We start from the raw sequence: 16,081 nt of genomic DNA, 5'->3' as shown, positions 1-16,081 counted from the left end.
GCTGTCCCGTATCCAAATCTATACCCTATTGAATACCCTCCCAGCACACATCTGCAAGCTGCACACGCAAAACTCGCCCGCTTCCGCCGCCATAAAGCCTAAGTTTCCAACAGGTTTCCGCAACGAAACCTTGCGTGCTCGGCGCAATTCAGAGAAACCGGAGAGTAATATTCCGGACATGGCAGCCCGCACGGCAGCACTGCGAAACAAGGAGATTCTCCGATGCAAGTAAACGGCACCCATTACCGGTCTCTCTGGTGGGATCACGGCAAAGATGAGCTGCAGATTATCGACCAGCGCTGGCTGCCGCATGAATTCCGCATTCAGCAAGTGGACACGCTGCAGGACTTTGCTGATGCCATCGTCGAGATGCGGGTGCGCGGTGCGCCGTTGATCGGCGCGACTGCCGCCTATGGCATGGCGCTGGCGATGCGGCTGGATCCGTCCGATGCGGCCATGGACCAGGCCTGGGGCTTCCTCAACGCTACCCGCCCGACCGCGATCAACCTGCGCTGGGCGCTGGACCGCTGCCGCGCCCATCTGCGTGTGCTGGCGGAAGGCGAGCGCGCCGCCGCGGCCCTGCAGCTGGCTCACGAAATCGCCGACGAGGATGTTGAAATCAACCGGTGCATCGGCATGCATGGTCTGGAACTGATCCGGCAGATCGCAGCAGGCAAGCCCGCTGGTGAGCCGGTCCGGCTGCTGACCCATTGCAACGCCGGCTGGCTGGCGACCGTTGACTGGGGTACCGCCACCAGCCCGATGTACCAGGCGCATGACGCGGGCATCCCGGTACACGTTTGGGTTGACGAAACCCGCCCCCGCAACCAGGGCGCGCTGACCGCCTGGGAGCTGGGCAGCCACGGCATCAGCCACAGCTACATCACCGATAACGCCGGCGGCCACCTGATGCAGCACGGGCAGGTCGATCTGGTCATCACCGGAACCGACCGCACCACCCGCCGCGGCGATGTCTGCAATAAGATCGGCACCTATCTGAAGGCGCTGGCCGCCAAGGACAACGGAGTGCCCTTCTACGTCGCCCTGCCCTCGCCGACCATTGATTGGGCGGTCTCCGACGGCGTTGCCGAAATCCCGATCGAGGAACGCAGCGAACGAGAGATCACCCATGTTCAAGGCAAGACCGAAGACGGCGCAATCGGCGTTCTCCAGGTGACGCCCGACGGCACGCCGGGCGGCAACCCGGCCTTTGATGTGACGCCGAACCGCCTGGTGACAGGGCTGATCACCGAACGCGGCGTCTGCGAAGCAACTGAAGAGGGCTTGGCCCGCCTTTTCCCGGAAATGGCCGCAGCGAAGTCCGCCTGATGCCGGAGGCCGCCCAATGAAACCACCGTATCACGACTGTGCCGAAGTCCGGCAGGCGGTGATTGACGCCTGCCTGGAAATGAACGCCCTCGGCATTAATCAGGGCACCTCTGGCAATATTTCCGTGCGGGCAGGAAATCACATGGTGATCACCCCGTCCGGCGTGCCCTATGAAAAATTGGCGCCTGAAGATCTTGTCCGGATGCCGCTGGACGGCAGCCCGGAGCCGGAGGGACAGCTGAAACCCTCGACAGAATGGCCCTTTCATCAGGCGATCCTTCGGTCCAAGCCCGGGGTAAACGCCGTCGTCCACGCCCATCCCGTCTACTGCAGCGCGCTGGCGATGAACCGGCAGGTGATCCCGGCCTGCCACTACATGGTTGCGGCCTTTGGCGGCAGCGATGTGCCAATCGCCGACTACGCGCTGTTCGGCAGTCAAAAACTCTCGAACAATGTCACTGGCGCTTTGCAGAACCGCAGCGCCTGCCTGATGGCCAACCATGGCGCGGTGACAATAGGAGAAAGCCTGCCCCGTGCGCTTTGGCGCATGGTGGAACTGGAATCACTTGCAAAGGGTTACACAGCGAGCCTGACCATCGGGCAGCCGCATATCCTGACGGACGACGAAATGGCGGAAGCCATGGCTGCCTTCGCAGACTATGGATTGAAGGACAGCCGCTGATCCTGCGCTGATGCAAAACGGAGCCGGAATGGAACACCCGCTGATCTTTGATGGTCACAACGACCTGCTGCTGCAGATTCAGTCAGGCAAAGTAACGTTTGATGAGCGCGGCTTCTTGGGCACTGGCGGCCATCACATCGACCTGTCCAAGGCCCGGTCAGGCGGTTTTGCCGGCGGGATCTTTGCCATTTTCGTTCCGGACGATAGCGATGCCTCCCTCATGGAAGAAATGATGGCAGACAGCTACGATCTCCCCTTGCCGCCCGCCGTGGACTGGCCGCGGGCGGCACAGATCGCCCTTGCCCAGGCCGCCATCCTGATCCGGCTGGAGAGACAAGGCGCGCTCAAGATCTGCCGCACCGCGACCAGCATTCGTGAAGCCATGCAGAGCGGTGTTATGGCCGCTGTCATGCATATGGAAGGCGCCGAGGCTATCGACCCGGACTTCCATACGCTGGAGGTGTTGCACGCCGCGGGCCTGCGCTCGCTCGGCCCGGTCTGGAGCCGCCCCACGATCTATGGCCACGGTGTTCCGTTCCGCTTTCCTTCCAGCCCGGACACTGGCCCCGGCTTGACAGCCGATGGTGTTCGGCTGGTCAAAAAATGCAATGAACTTAATGTTCTGATCGACCTCTCTCATCTGAATGAAGCCGGATTCTGGGATGTTGCCCGCTACAGCAGCAAGCCGCTGGTCGCGACCCACTCCAATACCCACACCCTGTGCCCGCACAGCCGGAACCTGACAGACCGCCAACTGCACGCCATCCGCGACAGCGATGGTCTGGTGGGGTTGAACTTCGCCGTCGCTTTTCTGCGCGAAGACGGCCGGATGGACGCGGACACGCCGGTTGCCCGGATGATTGAACATCTCGACTATCTGATCACAGAGCTCGGCGAGGACAGGGTTGGGCTGGGTTCGGATTTTGACGGCGCAATCATACCGGATGAAATCACAGATGCCGCAGGACTGCCGGTGCTGTGTGAGGCAATGAAGGCACATGGATATGACAGCAGGCTGATGGCAAAACTTTGCCACGGCAACTGGCTGCGGATATTGGAGCAGACTTGGGCGTAACGCCGCGGCCGCCCCACGTTTACATCGCAAACATATGATTTTAAAGGAATGCGGTGGTGCCCAAGGAGAGACTCGAACTCTCACGATGTTGCCATCGGGGGATTTTGAATTCTACCGACTTGCCAATTTTTCAAAGGCATAGGGGATTTTACTCCCACAGACAAACCGGAAACAAAAGGTGAAAGTGGGAGTGGGCTTTGCGGGCCGCTTCACTCCTTTGATGGACGAATTAGGCAGGCACTACATAATGTTCCTACATAAAGGACGTGCGTCTACATTCAGCCTACCGGATAATCCGGGCATGACAAGAAACTACGATTCAGACGCTATGCGTGAACGTCTTGAGGCCGAGCTGAAACGAGCAGGGCTTTCTATGAGACAGGCATCTCTTAATGCCTTCCAGACAAGCCCTGGCTACCTTCATTCTGTCATTAAGAATGGCCGGGAACCAAACGTGCGAAAGTTGGCAGAGGTATGTGCGGTTAACAGCCTCAGTCTTGCTTACATCCTGCTTGGCTTTGAGATTTCCCCAGAGACTGAGCGCCTAGCGGCCATGATGGAGCAAAATCTGGAAACCCGAAATGCTATTCTAGCGCTTCTTGACAAGAAGTAGGCGCCCTTGCGCACTCCCGACGGCCTCCTCACTTGGGCCGCTCCACCTACAGAGCTACAATCTTCAAATCCCGATCAGCCGGGGCGGGATAGAGTGGCCTGCCGCACCCTTCCTACTGGTGCCATTACCCCGCGGGTCGCTCGCTCCTTAGTTGGACACAAGTTTAGATTTCAAAAAAGCCCCGAATTACCAAACCTAACGCTGCGACCAAACATGCAACAAAGGCATGCAGCGAGAAAAAAAACCAAAGTGCGGAGCCCACGTCATGATCGATCAGAATGGCCTGGGCGAAAAATCCGACCGACAAGGCCGCCAAAGCCATGCAATAGACAGCTCCTTGACTAGGCCGAAAAAAAAGAGCCCCCAGCCCGATCAATGCTGCAAATAGATATGATGTCATAGCCCCCTACCCGGCGGCCTCCTTTGCTGGACCCTAACGGAGTCTTAACGTGTTGTTAACGCAACTCCCGCATAAGGAAAGTAGGAGACCTTAAGATCTCCCAACTTAACTTCAACGCCGCAAACTCAGCGGGCGCTCCCCAACATCGAGCGTCCGCTGCTCCTTACTTGGACCGCTCCACTTACAGAGCTACAATCCTCCAATCCCGATCTAACCGGGGCGGGATAGAGCGGCCCGCTGTATCGCCGACAACGGTGCATATGCCCGGCGGGTCGCTCGCTCTTTATCTGGATACTTGTCGAACCGTAACGCCAACAACTGATCCGCATTGACACCCAAATGTCTGCCCCCATGGGTTCGGCTTGCAGGTTCCACCAATGAACCCTCCTGGCACGCTGTAGAAGTCGAAGCTCGACCCGTTGTCACTGTCATATCCGGAAGCGACACCAACTCGGTTGCAATTTTTGCAATGAAGGTGAAACTCAAAGTGGTTCCTAGACATTACTTCTCCTTACTTGGCCTCTCCGACAGAGAAGATCAGCCAAAGGCTTCCAATCGACGCGAAGCGCGACCAGGCGATTGAATGCAACCAACATGGAAAAAGACAATGCCTGCACATTCCAAAAATGGACTAGACAGTCTCTGTGCTAACAAGTTCTCGTTCGATTTGTTCAGCCAGATCATCTGGAAGCTCAGTGGCAAAAGCCAGTCGCCGCACATCTTCCACCAGAATCGAAACGACCTTCCTTGCGCCTGCCAAATCACTGCAACTAGCCCCTTCGGCGCACTGGAGGGTCTCTGACAATTCACACACCTGCTCCGCGGTCAAATAGTATCTTTTAGCCACCAGCAATTCTCCGGCCTTCCATTTGACTTGTTCAACGACACAAGTAGACGTGATCTGCCTTTTAGGCTGCAAGCACTTTGGCTAAACTTGAGAGCTGCACGCGCTGCGCTTCGGGAATGCTATAAAATGTTCTGACAAGATCCGCCGCCTCCTTTGCCTGCAGAATTTCTACAGAGAAATGCCGCTCCTCCTTCGCGCCCTTAGCTTCTCTCAAGCCCTTAAAAAAATAATCTACTTCTATATCAAGGGCGGCCGCAATCTCCCAAAGGCGAGAAGCGCTGACTCTGTTCGCACCCGTCTCGTACTTTTGGATCTGCTGAAATTTGACACCAACTTCAGATGCCAGATCCTGTTGAGTCTTCCCGACTAACCAGCGGCGATGACGAATTCTTTTGCCAACATGAACATCAACTGGATGCGGCATGAAACGTTCCTTCTTTTTGTAGCTCTCGACGCAGGTACACCATTTTAAGTTGCGCCGCAAATCATGGTCTCGCCCGAAAGCAAGATCCTGATTGGCGTGGCGGATTGGCCACCCATGTTCAAGTGGTGACCTTAGATCCAGACCCCTCTTTTGCTCGATTTTTTGGCCAGTCACTCTAAGTCGTCATAATCCCAGTTCTTCCGAGTTGGGATGCAGCGGCCCACTGTATTGCCGACAACGGTGCTGATGCCCGAGTGGGCCGCTCGCTCCTTAGCTGGACAGCAGCACTTACCGTCCTACATTTTCGTAATCCCGGAACATTCCGGGGTGGGATAGAGCGGCCTGCGTCATCATTTTGACTGTTTTCCGCGGGCCGCTCGACGATCACACCAGCCGCTCATTCAGCCTCCTTTGCTGGACATATTCCACTTCTGCACTATGTCGCCTTGCGACCCGGTCTTCCTTTGGGGGGAGGAAGGACGGGAGAGAGCGGCCTGCATTACTTTTAGTTCAATTACCATTGCAGGCCTCTCGCCAATCAGACGGCTACGCTCTTCTATCCAGACCAACCGTTTTTTCGGCACCATTCTTCACCTGCGGCGACACCTTCAGCGCGGCTGGTATACCCTTGGGGCAGCACAATTTTCCTGCCTCGGAAGCACACAGTCACAGTTCCCGTTAGCTCATCGTAGCTAATCGACATCCCATCTTCATACGGCATCGCGCCTCCTCCGTTTCTGGGTTGCTGTCAGCCTCAAATCAGTTGATGAGATCCTTGGGTATATCAGAGTAATTAATGTGGAACAAAATCGGGCTTCCTAACTGCATAGATTCTGCCATCACTGGTATGGACTTGCTTCCGCCTTGAATTCTGAGCACAGCGGGGCCCATGGCCACAGACAGGACGCCAAACAGTTCGCCTGGGTAGTTCGAAAGAATACACCTAATCTTTCTGTGCATGCCGTCGGGAACAGTCTTAATGTCGAAATCTACGGCGTATTCGGATCCGCCAACTACAACCACCCCAGCGCCCGACTTCTCAAAATTTCTCACACACTACTCCTTAGTGTTCTAAAGGCGAATTTTAGTATCCGACCCACTGTCAGGTAGGCACTCGACACCTGCACTTTCAAGTAAAGATTGTATATTTTGACTCCGATTAAGACCTGCGCCTAAAATTAACAATCGAGAGCGTAAGGTCTGACGGTAATCCAGAACCCACCTAGCGCACTACTGACGCCGAACCCGAAGGTCAGCGGCCCATCAGATTTGAGCGTTTCACAACTCACCCGACCGACGGCAGGCGGACAGAGCGAGCCTTCGCTACGCCTGCCCCCGATGGCGGCTTTTCAGTTTATTGCGTATCCGTTGATGCCGTCCCAGATGAGTTTCGCTGAAACAATGACGAGCAATGCGTAGAGCACACGATAAAGCGTTGCCTGGTTTAGTTGTTCGTGCAGCTTCCAACCCATCCATACACCGATTGGAACGGCGGGCAGGGTAAGAAGCATTAAAAGCCAAGGCGCGCCCGCAATCGTTCCAAGCCAAAGCCAGGGAAAAAGCTTGATCACGTTGCCCGCAGTGAAAAACAGGCTGGTCGTTCCGGCATAAATGTTTTTCGGCAATCCCAATTGCAGGAGATACATCGCCAGCGGTGGGCCACCGGAATGCGCAACCATAGTTGTCACGCCAGAGACCATACCCGCGACTGTAGCCGCAGCGAATGAACGTTTGCGCTGAACCACCTTGCCGCCAGCAAGATACCAACGCGCTGCAAAAAGAAGGGTGACACCTCCAATCAGGATCGCAACGGCTCGCCCATCAAGAACACCGAGCAGCCATGTTCCAAGCCCGATCCCAATCACAAGCGCAGGAAGCAAAGCTTTCAAATCCGGCTTTGACCAAGTTGAAGGTGTCCAATAGCGCAGGGCAACTAAATCCATCGCAACGAAGAGAGGCGCGAGCATCGCACCTGCCTCAATCGGGTCCATCACAAGAGCGAGAAGAGGTATGCCTACGATTGCAAATCCACCGCCAAATGCTCCCTTCATAAAGGCAATCAGGAAGACCGCAGCTAGTGTAACGATGAGAGTGATTGGGTCAGGCACAGATGGAAGATTCATTTTTATGTTGGGATCGGATTGATCGAATTCGACCTGTATAGCGGACATCTCGCTGCTGTGCAGCATAAGTTAAATTGGGCTCGCTACTGCCCTTCACTGGCTTCCGCAGCCATGAGCCCAGAAACCGACCCTGCACGCCACCGGCAAACAGGCGCGCTGGCGTGAAGGGCCGACGGCGCACCGCCGTCGACATTACTGATTAGCCGTTGCCGAGCATCAGAGAACCCGCGCCAGGAGCCCCGAAGCAATGCCGCGGCGCAGTGATCCAAGGCCGAGTGCATTCAGAACGACCAGCAGCCAGTTTTCGTCAATCTCGATCCCGGGCACATCAATGCCCAGGCCGCGTTCCACAAAAACGCTCAGCAGGATCATGGCTGCAATGATGTATGTCTTCTTGCCTTCAAGCATGGTTTTTCCTTTCTTCAGGCTTCATTGGTGGAGAGGACGGCGCCGGATGCATCAAGGAGAGGCAGCGGGCGCTGATGGGCGGCCGGCCAGGTCTTCGGCCAGCGCAGGGCCAGCAGGCGGCTTGCGGCCAGCCAGCTGTCGCGGACGGAATCGGACTGATTGCCGCCGCGGATCAGGTACCGGTTGCGGACCGGGTCGAAGCCGACCGCGAAGCCGACGTGCCCTCCCTTGTCGCGGGTGAAGCTGGCAACGGCGCCATAGACCTTCCCGCAGGCAATGCCGTAGTGGGCGAAGTTGCGCGCCCAGTAGGGGTTGCGCTCTATGGCATCCGGCAAGGGCTCGTCCGGCAGCGCCAGCTCCAGAGAGGTGATCGCCGCATCACCGCACCAGGGGTAGACCGCCGGATCGCCAAGAGTTGAGCCATCAGAGGCAAGCCAGGCGCGCAGCTCGGCATTGTCGCGAACTTCGTGCAGGCCGATCACCTTGCCGATCTCCACCAGCCAGGGAGGTTCCGGCGCTGTGTCTGGGCCAAAGCGCCGCGGCTGCTGATCCTCGACCGCATCCGCCAACCGCTCCAAGGTGACCGGGCCGACATAGAACCGGGCACGAAGCCCCTGCCCCCGTTTGAACGCAATCACCGCGGCTTGTGTTTTCGGGCCAGCGATACCGTCAATCCGGCCGGTGTAGTAGCCAAGCGCCTTCAGCGCGCGCTGCAGCCAGCGCACGTCATAGCTATGCAATGTCATGGGATTTCCCTTCTGAGTTACATCTGGGCAAGGACAGCCCAGCTAATGCCAAGCCAGACCAAGATTGAGAGCGTTGTACGGACCCGGCGCCAGGCCTTTGATCTAAGGAAGCGGATCATGAGCCTGCCCCCATCAGGCGCCGGACCAGCAGGATGACCGGGCCGCGGAACCGGCTGAAGGCGTCATGCGCCACATAGGCCGCCAGGAAGGCAATAATCAGCGTCAGCGCGGGGTATTGCACTTCAAACCGCGCCTCCAGCCACTGGGCCACCATTGGGCCACCCAGAACCCCGATCAGAAGGTTGAATACGGCGACGGCCACTGCCGGCTTCAAGCGCAGCTCTTCGCCTTCCAGCAGAGCCAGTGTGACGCCAAGCAGGGCGACAACAACAACCGCCCAGTTTGATCCGTATTGCGCCAGCCAGCCACCGGCCACGCCAAAGAACCCCGCCATGGCGGAGCCGAAGCTTTCAAATTTCATGAGGTATCCTGCTCGTATTGTTGTGGCGTCAGGCGCCAATCGTTCCGGCCAAGAGGAAACAGAGCAGTTCTGAGTAGCGCAGACCGTAGCGGTAGCCGTCCTCTACTTCGACCTCCACCTGCTCCTCAACTTCAGTCATGACCGGGTTTCGGTGCATGACCGGAACAAGGATCGGATTGCCATCTACGTCCTCCCCCTGTTGCTTCACAACGGGGGCTCCATTCTCATCAACCACAGGGATGAGTTCATAAACACGACGCTCAACGTCTTCTGTGACCACGCGTCGGACAGCAACATCGTTCTGGACGTCGATTACCACCTTTTCCACCTGCACGGTCTCGGTCGCTTGAACCTCAACCGTCTGGGTCTGCATCTCCTTGCGGTAATGCACGTCCTTTGTGAACAGGCTGTACCGCTCAGGATCTAGCCCAGCCTCTTCAAACCGCTGCGCAACCTTCTGAGCAATCAGGCCAGTGTGCAGACGCGCCCCGCCTACACCCTTATTCTCCACCGCGTCGATCCACTGATAGATGCAGATATCCCCGCGAATGGCATCGGCCACTGACAGCTCGGCAGCGGTAAGACCCCGCCTGTTGGTTTTCAGGTTTTCGTCCGACGTGTTGATGGTGGGGTTTGCGCAGTAGAATTCCGCCCATCTGCCGCCGCTACTCCCGAGATTACTCGAATTGTCGGCGTCCGGCTTAAAGGCGTCGTCGAAGACAAATACGTTCTCTACCGTTCCGCTGCTGACAACCGATGTGATCATAACTCGCGCGTTGTCGTCGTGGGTTCCGTAACGATGAAAAGCCACCTTTGGCCTATAGGCGCCATTATTGAGGTCGTTAATGCCCTCAATAATTCCGAACGGGCTAGTGTTGGAGGATCGGTTTCCGGTCAGGGTAATCCTTCCCTGACTCCCATCGTCGACATCCAGCGCACCATCCGCCGTCATGGTGACAAGCCCCGAACCGCCCGGGTTGAATTCAAGATCCCCGGTGTCGTGAACCAGACGCATGTTTCCGCCAAGCGCAGTTACGCGGGCCTCAGGCACACCGCCCTTCAGGAACTCCAGCGTCGCCTCGCCGTTTGCGTTGCCCGCATCGATGTTGAGAACCGCATCAGGGTCAGCGCCACCCGCGTCGGTGTTCTTCACGCGGATCGCGACCTCGCCCCCGGTGCCCTGCGCATCGATCAGATGGGCCGGGGAGGCGGTGCCGAGACCGAGGCTTGACGCCTCAAGGGTGGTGAACCCGCCCGCCGCCGGCGCCGTCTGTCCGATTGGAACGCCGTTGATCTCGCCGTCATCCGTGACGCCTGCCAGGCCTTCCAACCAGGGGATATAGACGGTGTTCTGCCAAACAAAGAGCGCCAGAGCGCGGGCGTTAAAGCTTGCCGGATCGCTCAAGTCTGGAAGCGGCGGCGCGGAAGGTGCGGTTAGCGTCATGTCAGGCCCTCAATATCAAGTGTAACGATGGATTTTCCGCGCCTTTGCAGCGGGATTTCGTAGTCCTGGAACAACCCGTAGGAGATTGCCGCATAGTCGGAGACCAGGCTTTCGTCGGCGAAGTAGACGGCGGCGGTGTCGCGCAGACTGTCGAGAACGCGCTTAACCCGTGCAGCGTCGTTTGCGCTCATCGAGAAGATGAAGTTCACCGGGTCCGACTTTGCGCGGCCGACGATGTTCCAGTTTCCGAATGCGTCCTGCTCTTTGACGCTGAAGGACGTGAGCCCGATGCTTGTTCCCTCGTGGGTGACGCCAAGGCTGACTATTTTGCCTAAGGTGATTTCCCCCACTTTTGCGGTCCCGGAGCCGTCACCGATTGTGATGTCGATCCGATACCCAGGCAGCGCCGTGAACCCAGTGAACATGGCCAGGGTTTTGATCTGGTCCAAATCCGTAGTGAAGAAAGTGAACCAGTCGACAATATCGCTGTCGTCTACCAGCTCCAGCGTCTGGTCAAAGATTTCAACCGGGCCAGTGTCAAGGACCTGAACCCGGACCTCGGAGGCGCCAAGGTTGAAGAATACCACACCCGTAACGAGCTTGTCCGTCGTGATGGAGTAGCTGATGCTGCCACTGTTCTCGGTCTGGTCAGCCAGCACTCCATCAAACGCCTTCCAGCGGTTGGTGGCGCTGACCTCAAGCCACCAAGTGCCGTTGTCTGTCGTCGGATCATTGCCCTGGTTACCGCCTTGCACGCTTTCGTAGATCTTGTGCGTTGTGGTGCTGATCACGCGGGCCTGCGCAGCATAAGTTGTCCCTGATACCCAGGCGCTGTGATCGTTTTCTGCCACGTTGGAAGACGTAAGAATGGCGTCTGTCATGGCGATTGGCTTGATAATCTTCATTCCACCACCTGCGTCACTTTGAGAGACCCGGGATCTCTGCTGAACCGGGTCAGCGCGTCCCCGCTGCGCTTGTTGTGCTTGAGATTGGCCAGCATCAGCTGCTCGTTATCGTCCCGCAGCTCAGCCACCTCCCGGCGAAGTTTCCGCAGCTCAGCCACCACTTCACGGTTGTCGAGCATCGCCCTGGTGTCGGCCGGGTTATAGATGCGGGAAGGGGCGACCAGTTCAATGTCGTTTTCCCCGACACGGGCCAAACCGCCGCGGTGCATGCCACCGTTGGCAAAGGCAGGAATCTCGCCCAGCCCCCGGATCTGCTCGCGAAGCCGCTCCGCACGTGCTTCTGCATTGCCGACCCGCGTGTTGGTCGCCCCGAAATGCCGGCCCATGGCATCGGTCCCGAACTCTTCCCGCAACGCCTCCTTGAAGGCCGCAAGGTTGGCTTCGGTTCCGCCGTAGTAATCAAAGGAGGACACGATCCGGCCATCATCGTTTACGGACACGGTTCCATTCTGCCCAACCAGCGAAATGCCATACTGGCTCCGAAGGGCGTTGAACTCATCGACCACGCGCTGACCGCTGCCAGCCGCTTCTACAGCATCAGCGCCCCGTACTTGCAGACGGGCAATCCGCTGCTGAGTTCTCCGCAGCTCGCTCTCCGCTTCTACAGCGTCCCTCAGCTCGCCGAGCATGCTGGACAGCATCCCCATTGGGCCGACAACATCCAGCAGGCCCCCGGTCAATGCCCCGAAGAGCGTTGCCATATCGCCTGTGGGTGAAACCTCGGCAATGCCCGGGTTCTGGCTTGCAGCCATGATATCCGCACCGAGATCTTCCAGACGGTCTTGATAGGAAACGATGTTCTGGTCAAAACCCTCCATGCTGGCATCAGCGGTCTGCAGATACTCCCCGAGATCGGTCAGCACGGAGACCTGATCGTCCAGGAGGCCGGCAAGCCGCTCCTCCATGCTGCCCGTGGCGTCTGCCACAGCCGCCACTTGGCCGACTTGGGCTTGGACCTGCGCCGCGATGCGCCGGTATTCGACGCTGGACGTAGCCGAGGCATAAAGGCTGTCCAGGTAGCCGCGCGCAAACCCGGTGAGATCCTGCGCCGCCTCGATGTCCCCGCCCATGGCCAGAGTGTAGGCGCCTTGGAACCTGGCCTGGTTCCGGGCAAGCACCTGTTGCGGGCTGGCCGTTGTCAGATTGCTGTTCAGCAGGCCGTCGAGAAAGTCCTGGAGAGATTCCGCGGCGCGGAACCACAGCTGCGCGGTCTGGCGAGCCTCCCTTGCCGCATCCCGCGACAGGCTGATCTGATCGCTGATGGTTTCCTGCACCTGCCCCATGAGCGCCACGGTCTCTGTTGAAAACGCGCTCTCCTGCGGCAACAGCTGATCCAGAGCACCAGACATGGCCATCAGGTCGGCATAGAGCTGGCGCCCGCTTTCGGAAGTCAGATCAATGCTCTCAACCAGCTGACGGAACCCGGCCCGGCTTTCAGGCATAGACAGGCCCAACTCCTGAAACTGCTCTTGCATGAGCCTGGTTGCAGTCACAATGCGCTCAGCCTCGGTATAGAAGCCGTTCCAGTAGGCAGAGGTGGCCGCGGTGAAGGCCTCTTGGCCACCGAACATATCGATCAGGTCGGAGGCGGCATCACCACCCGCCAGCGAGGTTTCAAATGCGGTGTGGCCGAGGAGGTCCATTGCGTCGTTGACCGCCAGCAGGCTGCTGCCCAGCCGGGTCAGGGTTTCGATGGCAGTCTCCCCGGCGCGCGACCATTCATCCGTTCCGAGGATCATTTCCGCCATCTGGTCGGAGGCAATCTCGAAGTGCCGCGCCAGATCCTGCTGGATCTGCTCTTGAGTGCGCCCGCTGGTCATGACGGACACGAAATACCCCTCGTAATCGTCCAGGGTATCCCGGCCCAGCCCCAGGGCTTCAGACAGGTCCAGCAGGCTGCCGGTCAGCGCATTCGCCTGCTGGTCAAGAGCGCTGGAAACGTCAGGGTCGAGCGCGCTGTAATTGCTCCTATCGCTCCTGAAAAAGCCGCCTTTGTAGAAGTCCCGGCCGAAGCCGTCGAAACCATCAAGGTCAATGGTGCCTTCCAGCGCCGAGTAGGCGAATTTCCGGCTGAAGCCCTTCTTCAGGAGCGCAGCAGCGCCAATGATGATGCCAAGTGCAGGCAAGGCAGCGCCAAAGGCGCCCGCAGTGAAGCCTGCGCTACCAGTCGCCAGCCCGCCGAGAGTTGCAAAGGAAGCCCCCAGGCCGCCGCCGGAGAGAATGCCGCCAAGGCCAGATGCGAAGCCAGCAGCAAACCCGCCGCCGCCGATCAGGTTACCGGCACCGCCCACCAGGTTCAGCAGCCCGCCTCCTCCCCCGGCCGCGGCGCCTGCTGCTTGCTGTCCGCCAACGCCAAGAAGTAGCTGGTCCAGCCCGAGAACGCCGGTGATCTGTGCAATGATGGGCAGCACAATCCGCGAATGGGCAAACTGATAGGCAATATCCCGTAGCATTCCCTCAATGGTGTCGGTGAGGCTGCCGCCTTCGAACGCGGTCCGCGTGATCTCCTCACTCCACCGGTTCTGCAGCTCAACCACGCGCTGCTGCTGCGCTTCCAGCTTTTCGAGCTCGAACAGTTGGCCGGCAAGGCCCTCGATCTGAGCCTTGGAGTACTTGCTGGCGTCCTTCCCGAGGCGCTGCTGAACGGTGATCAGGGCTTGGTACTGCGCGCGCTGATCTCCACTCAGTCCAAGCAGCTTTGTCCTCTGCTGAATGTCCTGCTGCAGTGCGGCCAGCCCGCTCCGGGTGGCGCCACCGAGTTTATTGGTGCTTTTGGTCAGCTCCTTTACGACCTCATCAACTGACTGATAGCCAAGCGCCTGCTGATAGGATGCCTCAGCGAATTTGCGCGGGTCGCCACCGCGGCCAGAATACTCCTTGGAGGCCTGCAGATTTGACAGATTTATGGCTGCATTCAGGGAAACACCCAGGTTGGCCGCCAGGATCGCAGCTTCCTTTGCTGCTGCGGAGACACCCTTTTCAATGTCAACATTTGCCAGCTTCAGCGCCTCAACGGCCGCCGCGCCAATCTCGTCCGCGATTTCATCAGCTGCAACGCTGGTCTCTTCCGACACCGAAACGATACGCGCAAATACCGAAAACACTCTCCCGGCCGCAGTTGCGATCTTACCCATTTCGTCCGGGATGCGCCTGGAGCCCTCATAGGCCGAGGAGATAGCAAGGGAAAGACGACGGGCGGCCTCGGCGGCCTCTTCTTTTGTGGCTGCCGCGTTGATGGCATCAATCGCGTCCTTTACTCGATACGCTTCGGCAGAGGTGAGGCCAAACTGCACCTGAATTTCTGCCAGGATTTCTGAAACCTGCAGCTCTAGGGCGTCGAGCTCGGCCTTGGGAAGGAACCCTCCCTCATCCCGGGCGGCCAGCGCAGCGCCGAGCTCCTTGCGGGCCTCAGAAAGCTGGCCCACTGAGACCATCAGTGCATCTAATGACTCCGACGCCTCAGCAATGGCCGCGTCCATTTGATTAAGGGCCATTTGCTCCGCGACCTTTACCAGCTCTCGGTGGACTTCCCGGACCGCCTCGGCATGCTTGCCATACTCTTTGCGCAGGTCTCCGGTCTTCGCACGCGTAATCTCCGCAATATCGATGTAAGCGCGAGATGCACCTTCAAGTTTGTCCAGGCCCTTTGCGGCGTCCTTGGCGCCCTTGCCGGTATCGAAGAGAGACATGGCAAGCGGCCCCATGACCGCAATCACGCCGCCAGCGAGAATGCCCCAGGTTCCGAAAATGGTCAGCATGTCCGCCGCCTGAATGCTGAGGGCACCCATGTAATCGCCGGTCACAGCGCCTTGCTGCGCGACTTGGTTGAGCTGGAACGCCGTTTGTTTCAAAGCGAACTGACCGCCGCCGACAGATGCAAACAGAGCATCAAACCGGCCTGTCACGCGGACAACTTCTCGCCCAGAGCCAATCATCCGCGCCTCGAGAAGGCTGAGCGTCTGCACCCTCTCCTTGTCAGAAATAACGCCGGCCTTTTGAGCGGCATTCAGCGACTCAATGGTAGCCTCATATCTCTTGGAGGCAGCGAACAACGGGTCGAGACTGGCGCGGGTGGCTTCGTAAGCCGCCCGCATGTCCTTGGCCTCCTGGGCTGCCTTCTGCTGCGCTGCCGCTGCCCGTTCAGCCGCCGGGACAACACCCATGTAGCGCCGGGCAGCCTCTTGAAGAACCACATTGGCGGCCTGCTGGCTCGCCTCGCCTGCAGCCACAGAGCTGGACACAAGGCGCTGAACCTCAGCGTACTTCTGCGATGCCGCATAGGAGGGGTCGATAGCCCGGCGCAGTTCTTCGAAGCTGCGCACATTGGTGCCCAGTGCCGCTTGTGTCCGCCGTAGCGCCTCCTGATAGGACTTTTGCTCCCTCGTGGACTTCGAAGCTGCAGCACCTGCACGATCGAAGCCACCGGCAACGCCATCAGCCGCTTTTTCGGCGCGCCCGGCGGCGGCCGTGACGGAGTCGAGCGACCGTTCGCCCTTCTCAAGACCAGCGGTTTCGGCACCCAAAGTGAGCGTGGCAAAATCCAT

14 protein-coding genes are annotated in these 16,081 nt (G+C 58.6%); 4 read left to right on the top strand and 10 right to left on the bottom strand.

Features of this window, described 5'->3' with window-relative positions:
- Nucleotides 1–222 precede the first annotated feature (222 nt).
- The 4 genes from mtnA to AC58NV_RS02325 all read left to right on the top strand — a co-directional run bounded on the left by mtnA (nt 223) and on the right by AC58NV_RS02325 (nt 3,699).
- Complete coding sequence (gene mtnA, locus AC58NV_RS02340) at nt 223–1,329, top strand: S-methyl-5-thioribose-1-phosphate isomerase (RefSeq protein ID WP_497225711.1); 1,107 nt, start codon at nt 223–225, stop codon at nt 1,327–1,329.
- Between the two features lie 16 nt (nt 1,330–1,345).
- Nucleotides 1,346–2,011, top strand: coding sequence for a class II aldolase/adducin family protein (locus tag AC58NV_RS02335; RefSeq protein WP_497225710.1), 666 nt, complete (start codon nt 1,346–1,348; stop codon nt 2,009–2,011).
- 28 nt (nt 2,012–2,039) lie between these two features.
- Nucleotides 2,040–3,086, top strand: a complete 1,047-nt coding sequence (locus AC58NV_RS02330) for a dipeptidase (protein WP_497225709.1) — start codon at nt 2,040–2,042, stop codon at nt 3,084–3,086.
- Nucleotides 3,087–3,387: 301 nt separating this feature from the next.
- Nucleotides 3,388–3,699, top strand: a complete 312-nt coding sequence (locus tag AC58NV_RS02325; RefSeq protein ID WP_497225708.1) for a hypothetical protein — start codon at nt 3,388–3,390, stop codon at nt 3,697–3,699.
- Nucleotides 3,700–3,862: 163 nt separating this feature from the next.
- Here AC58NV_RS02325 and AC58NV_RS02320 read toward each other — a convergent pair whose 3' ends face one another.
- From AC58NV_RS02320 to AC58NV_RS02275, 10 genes are all read right to left on the bottom strand, one after another.
- Complete coding sequence (locus AC58NV_RS02320; protein ID WP_497225707.1) at nt 3,863–4,099, bottom strand: hypothetical protein; 237 nt, start codon at nt 4,097–4,099, stop codon at nt 3,863–3,865.
- 908 nt (nt 4,100–5,007) lie between these two features.
- A complete protein-coding gene (locus AC58NV_RS02315; RefSeq protein WP_497226383.1) occupies nt 5,008–5,370 on the bottom strand; it encodes a helix-turn-helix domain-containing protein in 363 nt (120 codons plus the stop codon).
- Between the two features lie 759 nt (nt 5,371–6,129).
- Nucleotides 6,130–6,423 carry a hypothetical protein gene (locus tag AC58NV_RS02310; protein WP_497225706.1) on the bottom strand — a complete coding sequence of 98 codons (294 nt, stop codon included), beginning with the start codon at nt 6,421–6,423 and terminating at the stop codon, nt 6,130–6,132.
- Between the two features lie 296 nt (nt 6,424–6,719).
- Nucleotides 6,720–7,559 carry a sulfite exporter TauE/SafE family protein gene (locus AC58NV_RS02305; RefSeq protein ID WP_497225705.1) on the bottom strand — a complete coding sequence of 280 codons (840 nt, stop codon included), beginning with the start codon at nt 7,557–7,559 and terminating at the stop codon, nt 6,720–6,722.
- Nucleotides 7,560–7,709: 150 nt separating this feature from the next.
- Nucleotides 7,710–7,901, bottom strand: a complete 192-nt coding sequence (locus AC58NV_RS02300) for a hypothetical protein (RefSeq protein ID WP_497225704.1) — start codon at nt 7,899–7,901, stop codon at nt 7,710–7,712.
- A 14-nt stretch (nt 7,902–7,915) separates the two neighbouring features.
- Nucleotides 7,916–8,647 carry an NlpC/P60 family protein gene (locus AC58NV_RS02295; RefSeq protein WP_497225703.1) on the bottom strand — a complete coding sequence of 244 codons (732 nt, stop codon included), beginning with the start codon at nt 8,645–8,647 and terminating at the stop codon, nt 7,916–7,918.
- Between the two features lie 115 nt (nt 8,648–8,762).
- Nucleotides 8,763–9,128 carry a hypothetical protein gene (locus tag AC58NV_RS02290; RefSeq protein WP_497225702.1) on the bottom strand — a complete coding sequence of 122 codons (366 nt, stop codon included), beginning with the start codon at nt 9,126–9,128 and terminating at the stop codon, nt 8,763–8,765.
- 28 nt (nt 9,129–9,156) lie between these two features.
- Nucleotides 9,157–10,572, bottom strand: a complete 1,416-nt coding sequence (locus AC58NV_RS02285) for a tail fiber domain-containing protein (RefSeq protein ID WP_497225701.1) — start codon at nt 10,570–10,572, stop codon at nt 9,157–9,159.
- A complete protein-coding gene (locus tag AC58NV_RS02280) occupies nt 10,569–11,477 on the bottom strand; it encodes a hypothetical protein (protein ID WP_497225700.1) in 909 nt (302 codons plus the stop codon). The genes AC58NV_RS02285 and AC58NV_RS02280 overlap by 4 nt, the downstream gene beginning before the upstream one ends.
- The gene (locus AC58NV_RS02275; protein ID WP_497225699.1) at nt 11,474–16,081 is read right to left on the bottom strand and encodes a hypothetical protein; all 4,608 of its coding nucleotides are present in this window, start codon (nt 16,079–16,081) and stop codon (nt 11,474–11,476) included. The genes AC58NV_RS02280 and AC58NV_RS02275 overlap by 4 nt, the downstream gene beginning before the upstream one ends.

The sequence above is a fragment of the Leisingera sp. ANG49 genome, assembly GCF_059694505.1.
This window is presented reverse-complemented; position numbering and strand designations above follow the sequence as displayed.

What these genes read in the sequence shown, in the direction of transcription:
- mtnA (WP_497225711.1), top strand. Translation starts at nt 223, where the DNA reads ATGCAAGTAAACGGCACCCATTACCGGTCTCTCTGGTGGGATCACGGC.
- AC58NV_RS02335 (WP_497225710.1), top strand. Translation starts at nt 1,346, where the DNA reads ATGAAACCACCGTATCACGACTGTGCCGAAGTCCGGCAGGCGGTGATT.
- AC58NV_RS02330 (WP_497225709.1), top strand. Translation starts at nt 2,040, where the DNA reads ATGGAACACCCGCTGATCTTTGATGGTCACAACGACCTGCTGCTGCAG.
- AC58NV_RS02325 (WP_497225708.1), top strand. Translation starts at nt 3,388, where the DNA reads ATGACAAGAAACTACGATTCAGACGCTATGCGTGAACGTCTTGAGGCC.
- AC58NV_RS02320 (WP_497225707.1), bottom strand. Translation starts at nt 4,099, where the DNA reads ATGACATCATATCTATTTGCAGCATTGATCGGGCTGGGGGCTCTTTTT.
- AC58NV_RS02315 (WP_497226383.1), bottom strand. Translation starts at nt 5,370, where the DNA reads ATGCCGCATCCAGTTGATGTTCATGTTGGCAAAAGAATTCGTCATCGC.
- AC58NV_RS02305 (WP_497225705.1), bottom strand. Translation starts at nt 7,559, where the DNA reads ATGCTGCACAGCAGCGAGATGTCCGCTATACAGGTCGAATTCGATCAA.
- AC58NV_RS02300 (WP_497225704.1), bottom strand. Translation starts at nt 7,901, where the DNA reads ATGCTTGAAGGCAAGAAGACATACATCATTGCAGCCATGATCCTGCTG.
- AC58NV_RS02295 (WP_497225703.1), bottom strand. Translation starts at nt 8,647, where the DNA reads ATGACATTGCATAGCTATGACGTGCGCTGGCTGCAGCGCGCGCTGAAG.
- AC58NV_RS02290 (WP_497225702.1), bottom strand. Translation starts at nt 9,128, where the DNA reads ATGAAATTTGAAAGCTTCGGCTCCGCCATGGCGGGGTTCTTTGGCGTG.
- AC58NV_RS02285 (WP_497225701.1), bottom strand. Translation starts at nt 10,572, where the DNA reads ATGACGCTAACCGCACCTTCCGCGCCGCCGCTTCCAGACTTGAGCGAT.
- AC58NV_RS02280 (WP_497225700.1), bottom strand. Translation starts at nt 11,477, where the DNA reads ATGAAGATTATCAAGCCAATCGCCATGACAGACGCCATTCTTACGTCT.
- AC58NV_RS02275 (WP_497225699.1), bottom strand. Translation starts at nt 16,081, where the DNA reads ATGGATTTTGCCACGCTCACTTTGGGTGCCGAAACCGCTGGTCTTGAG.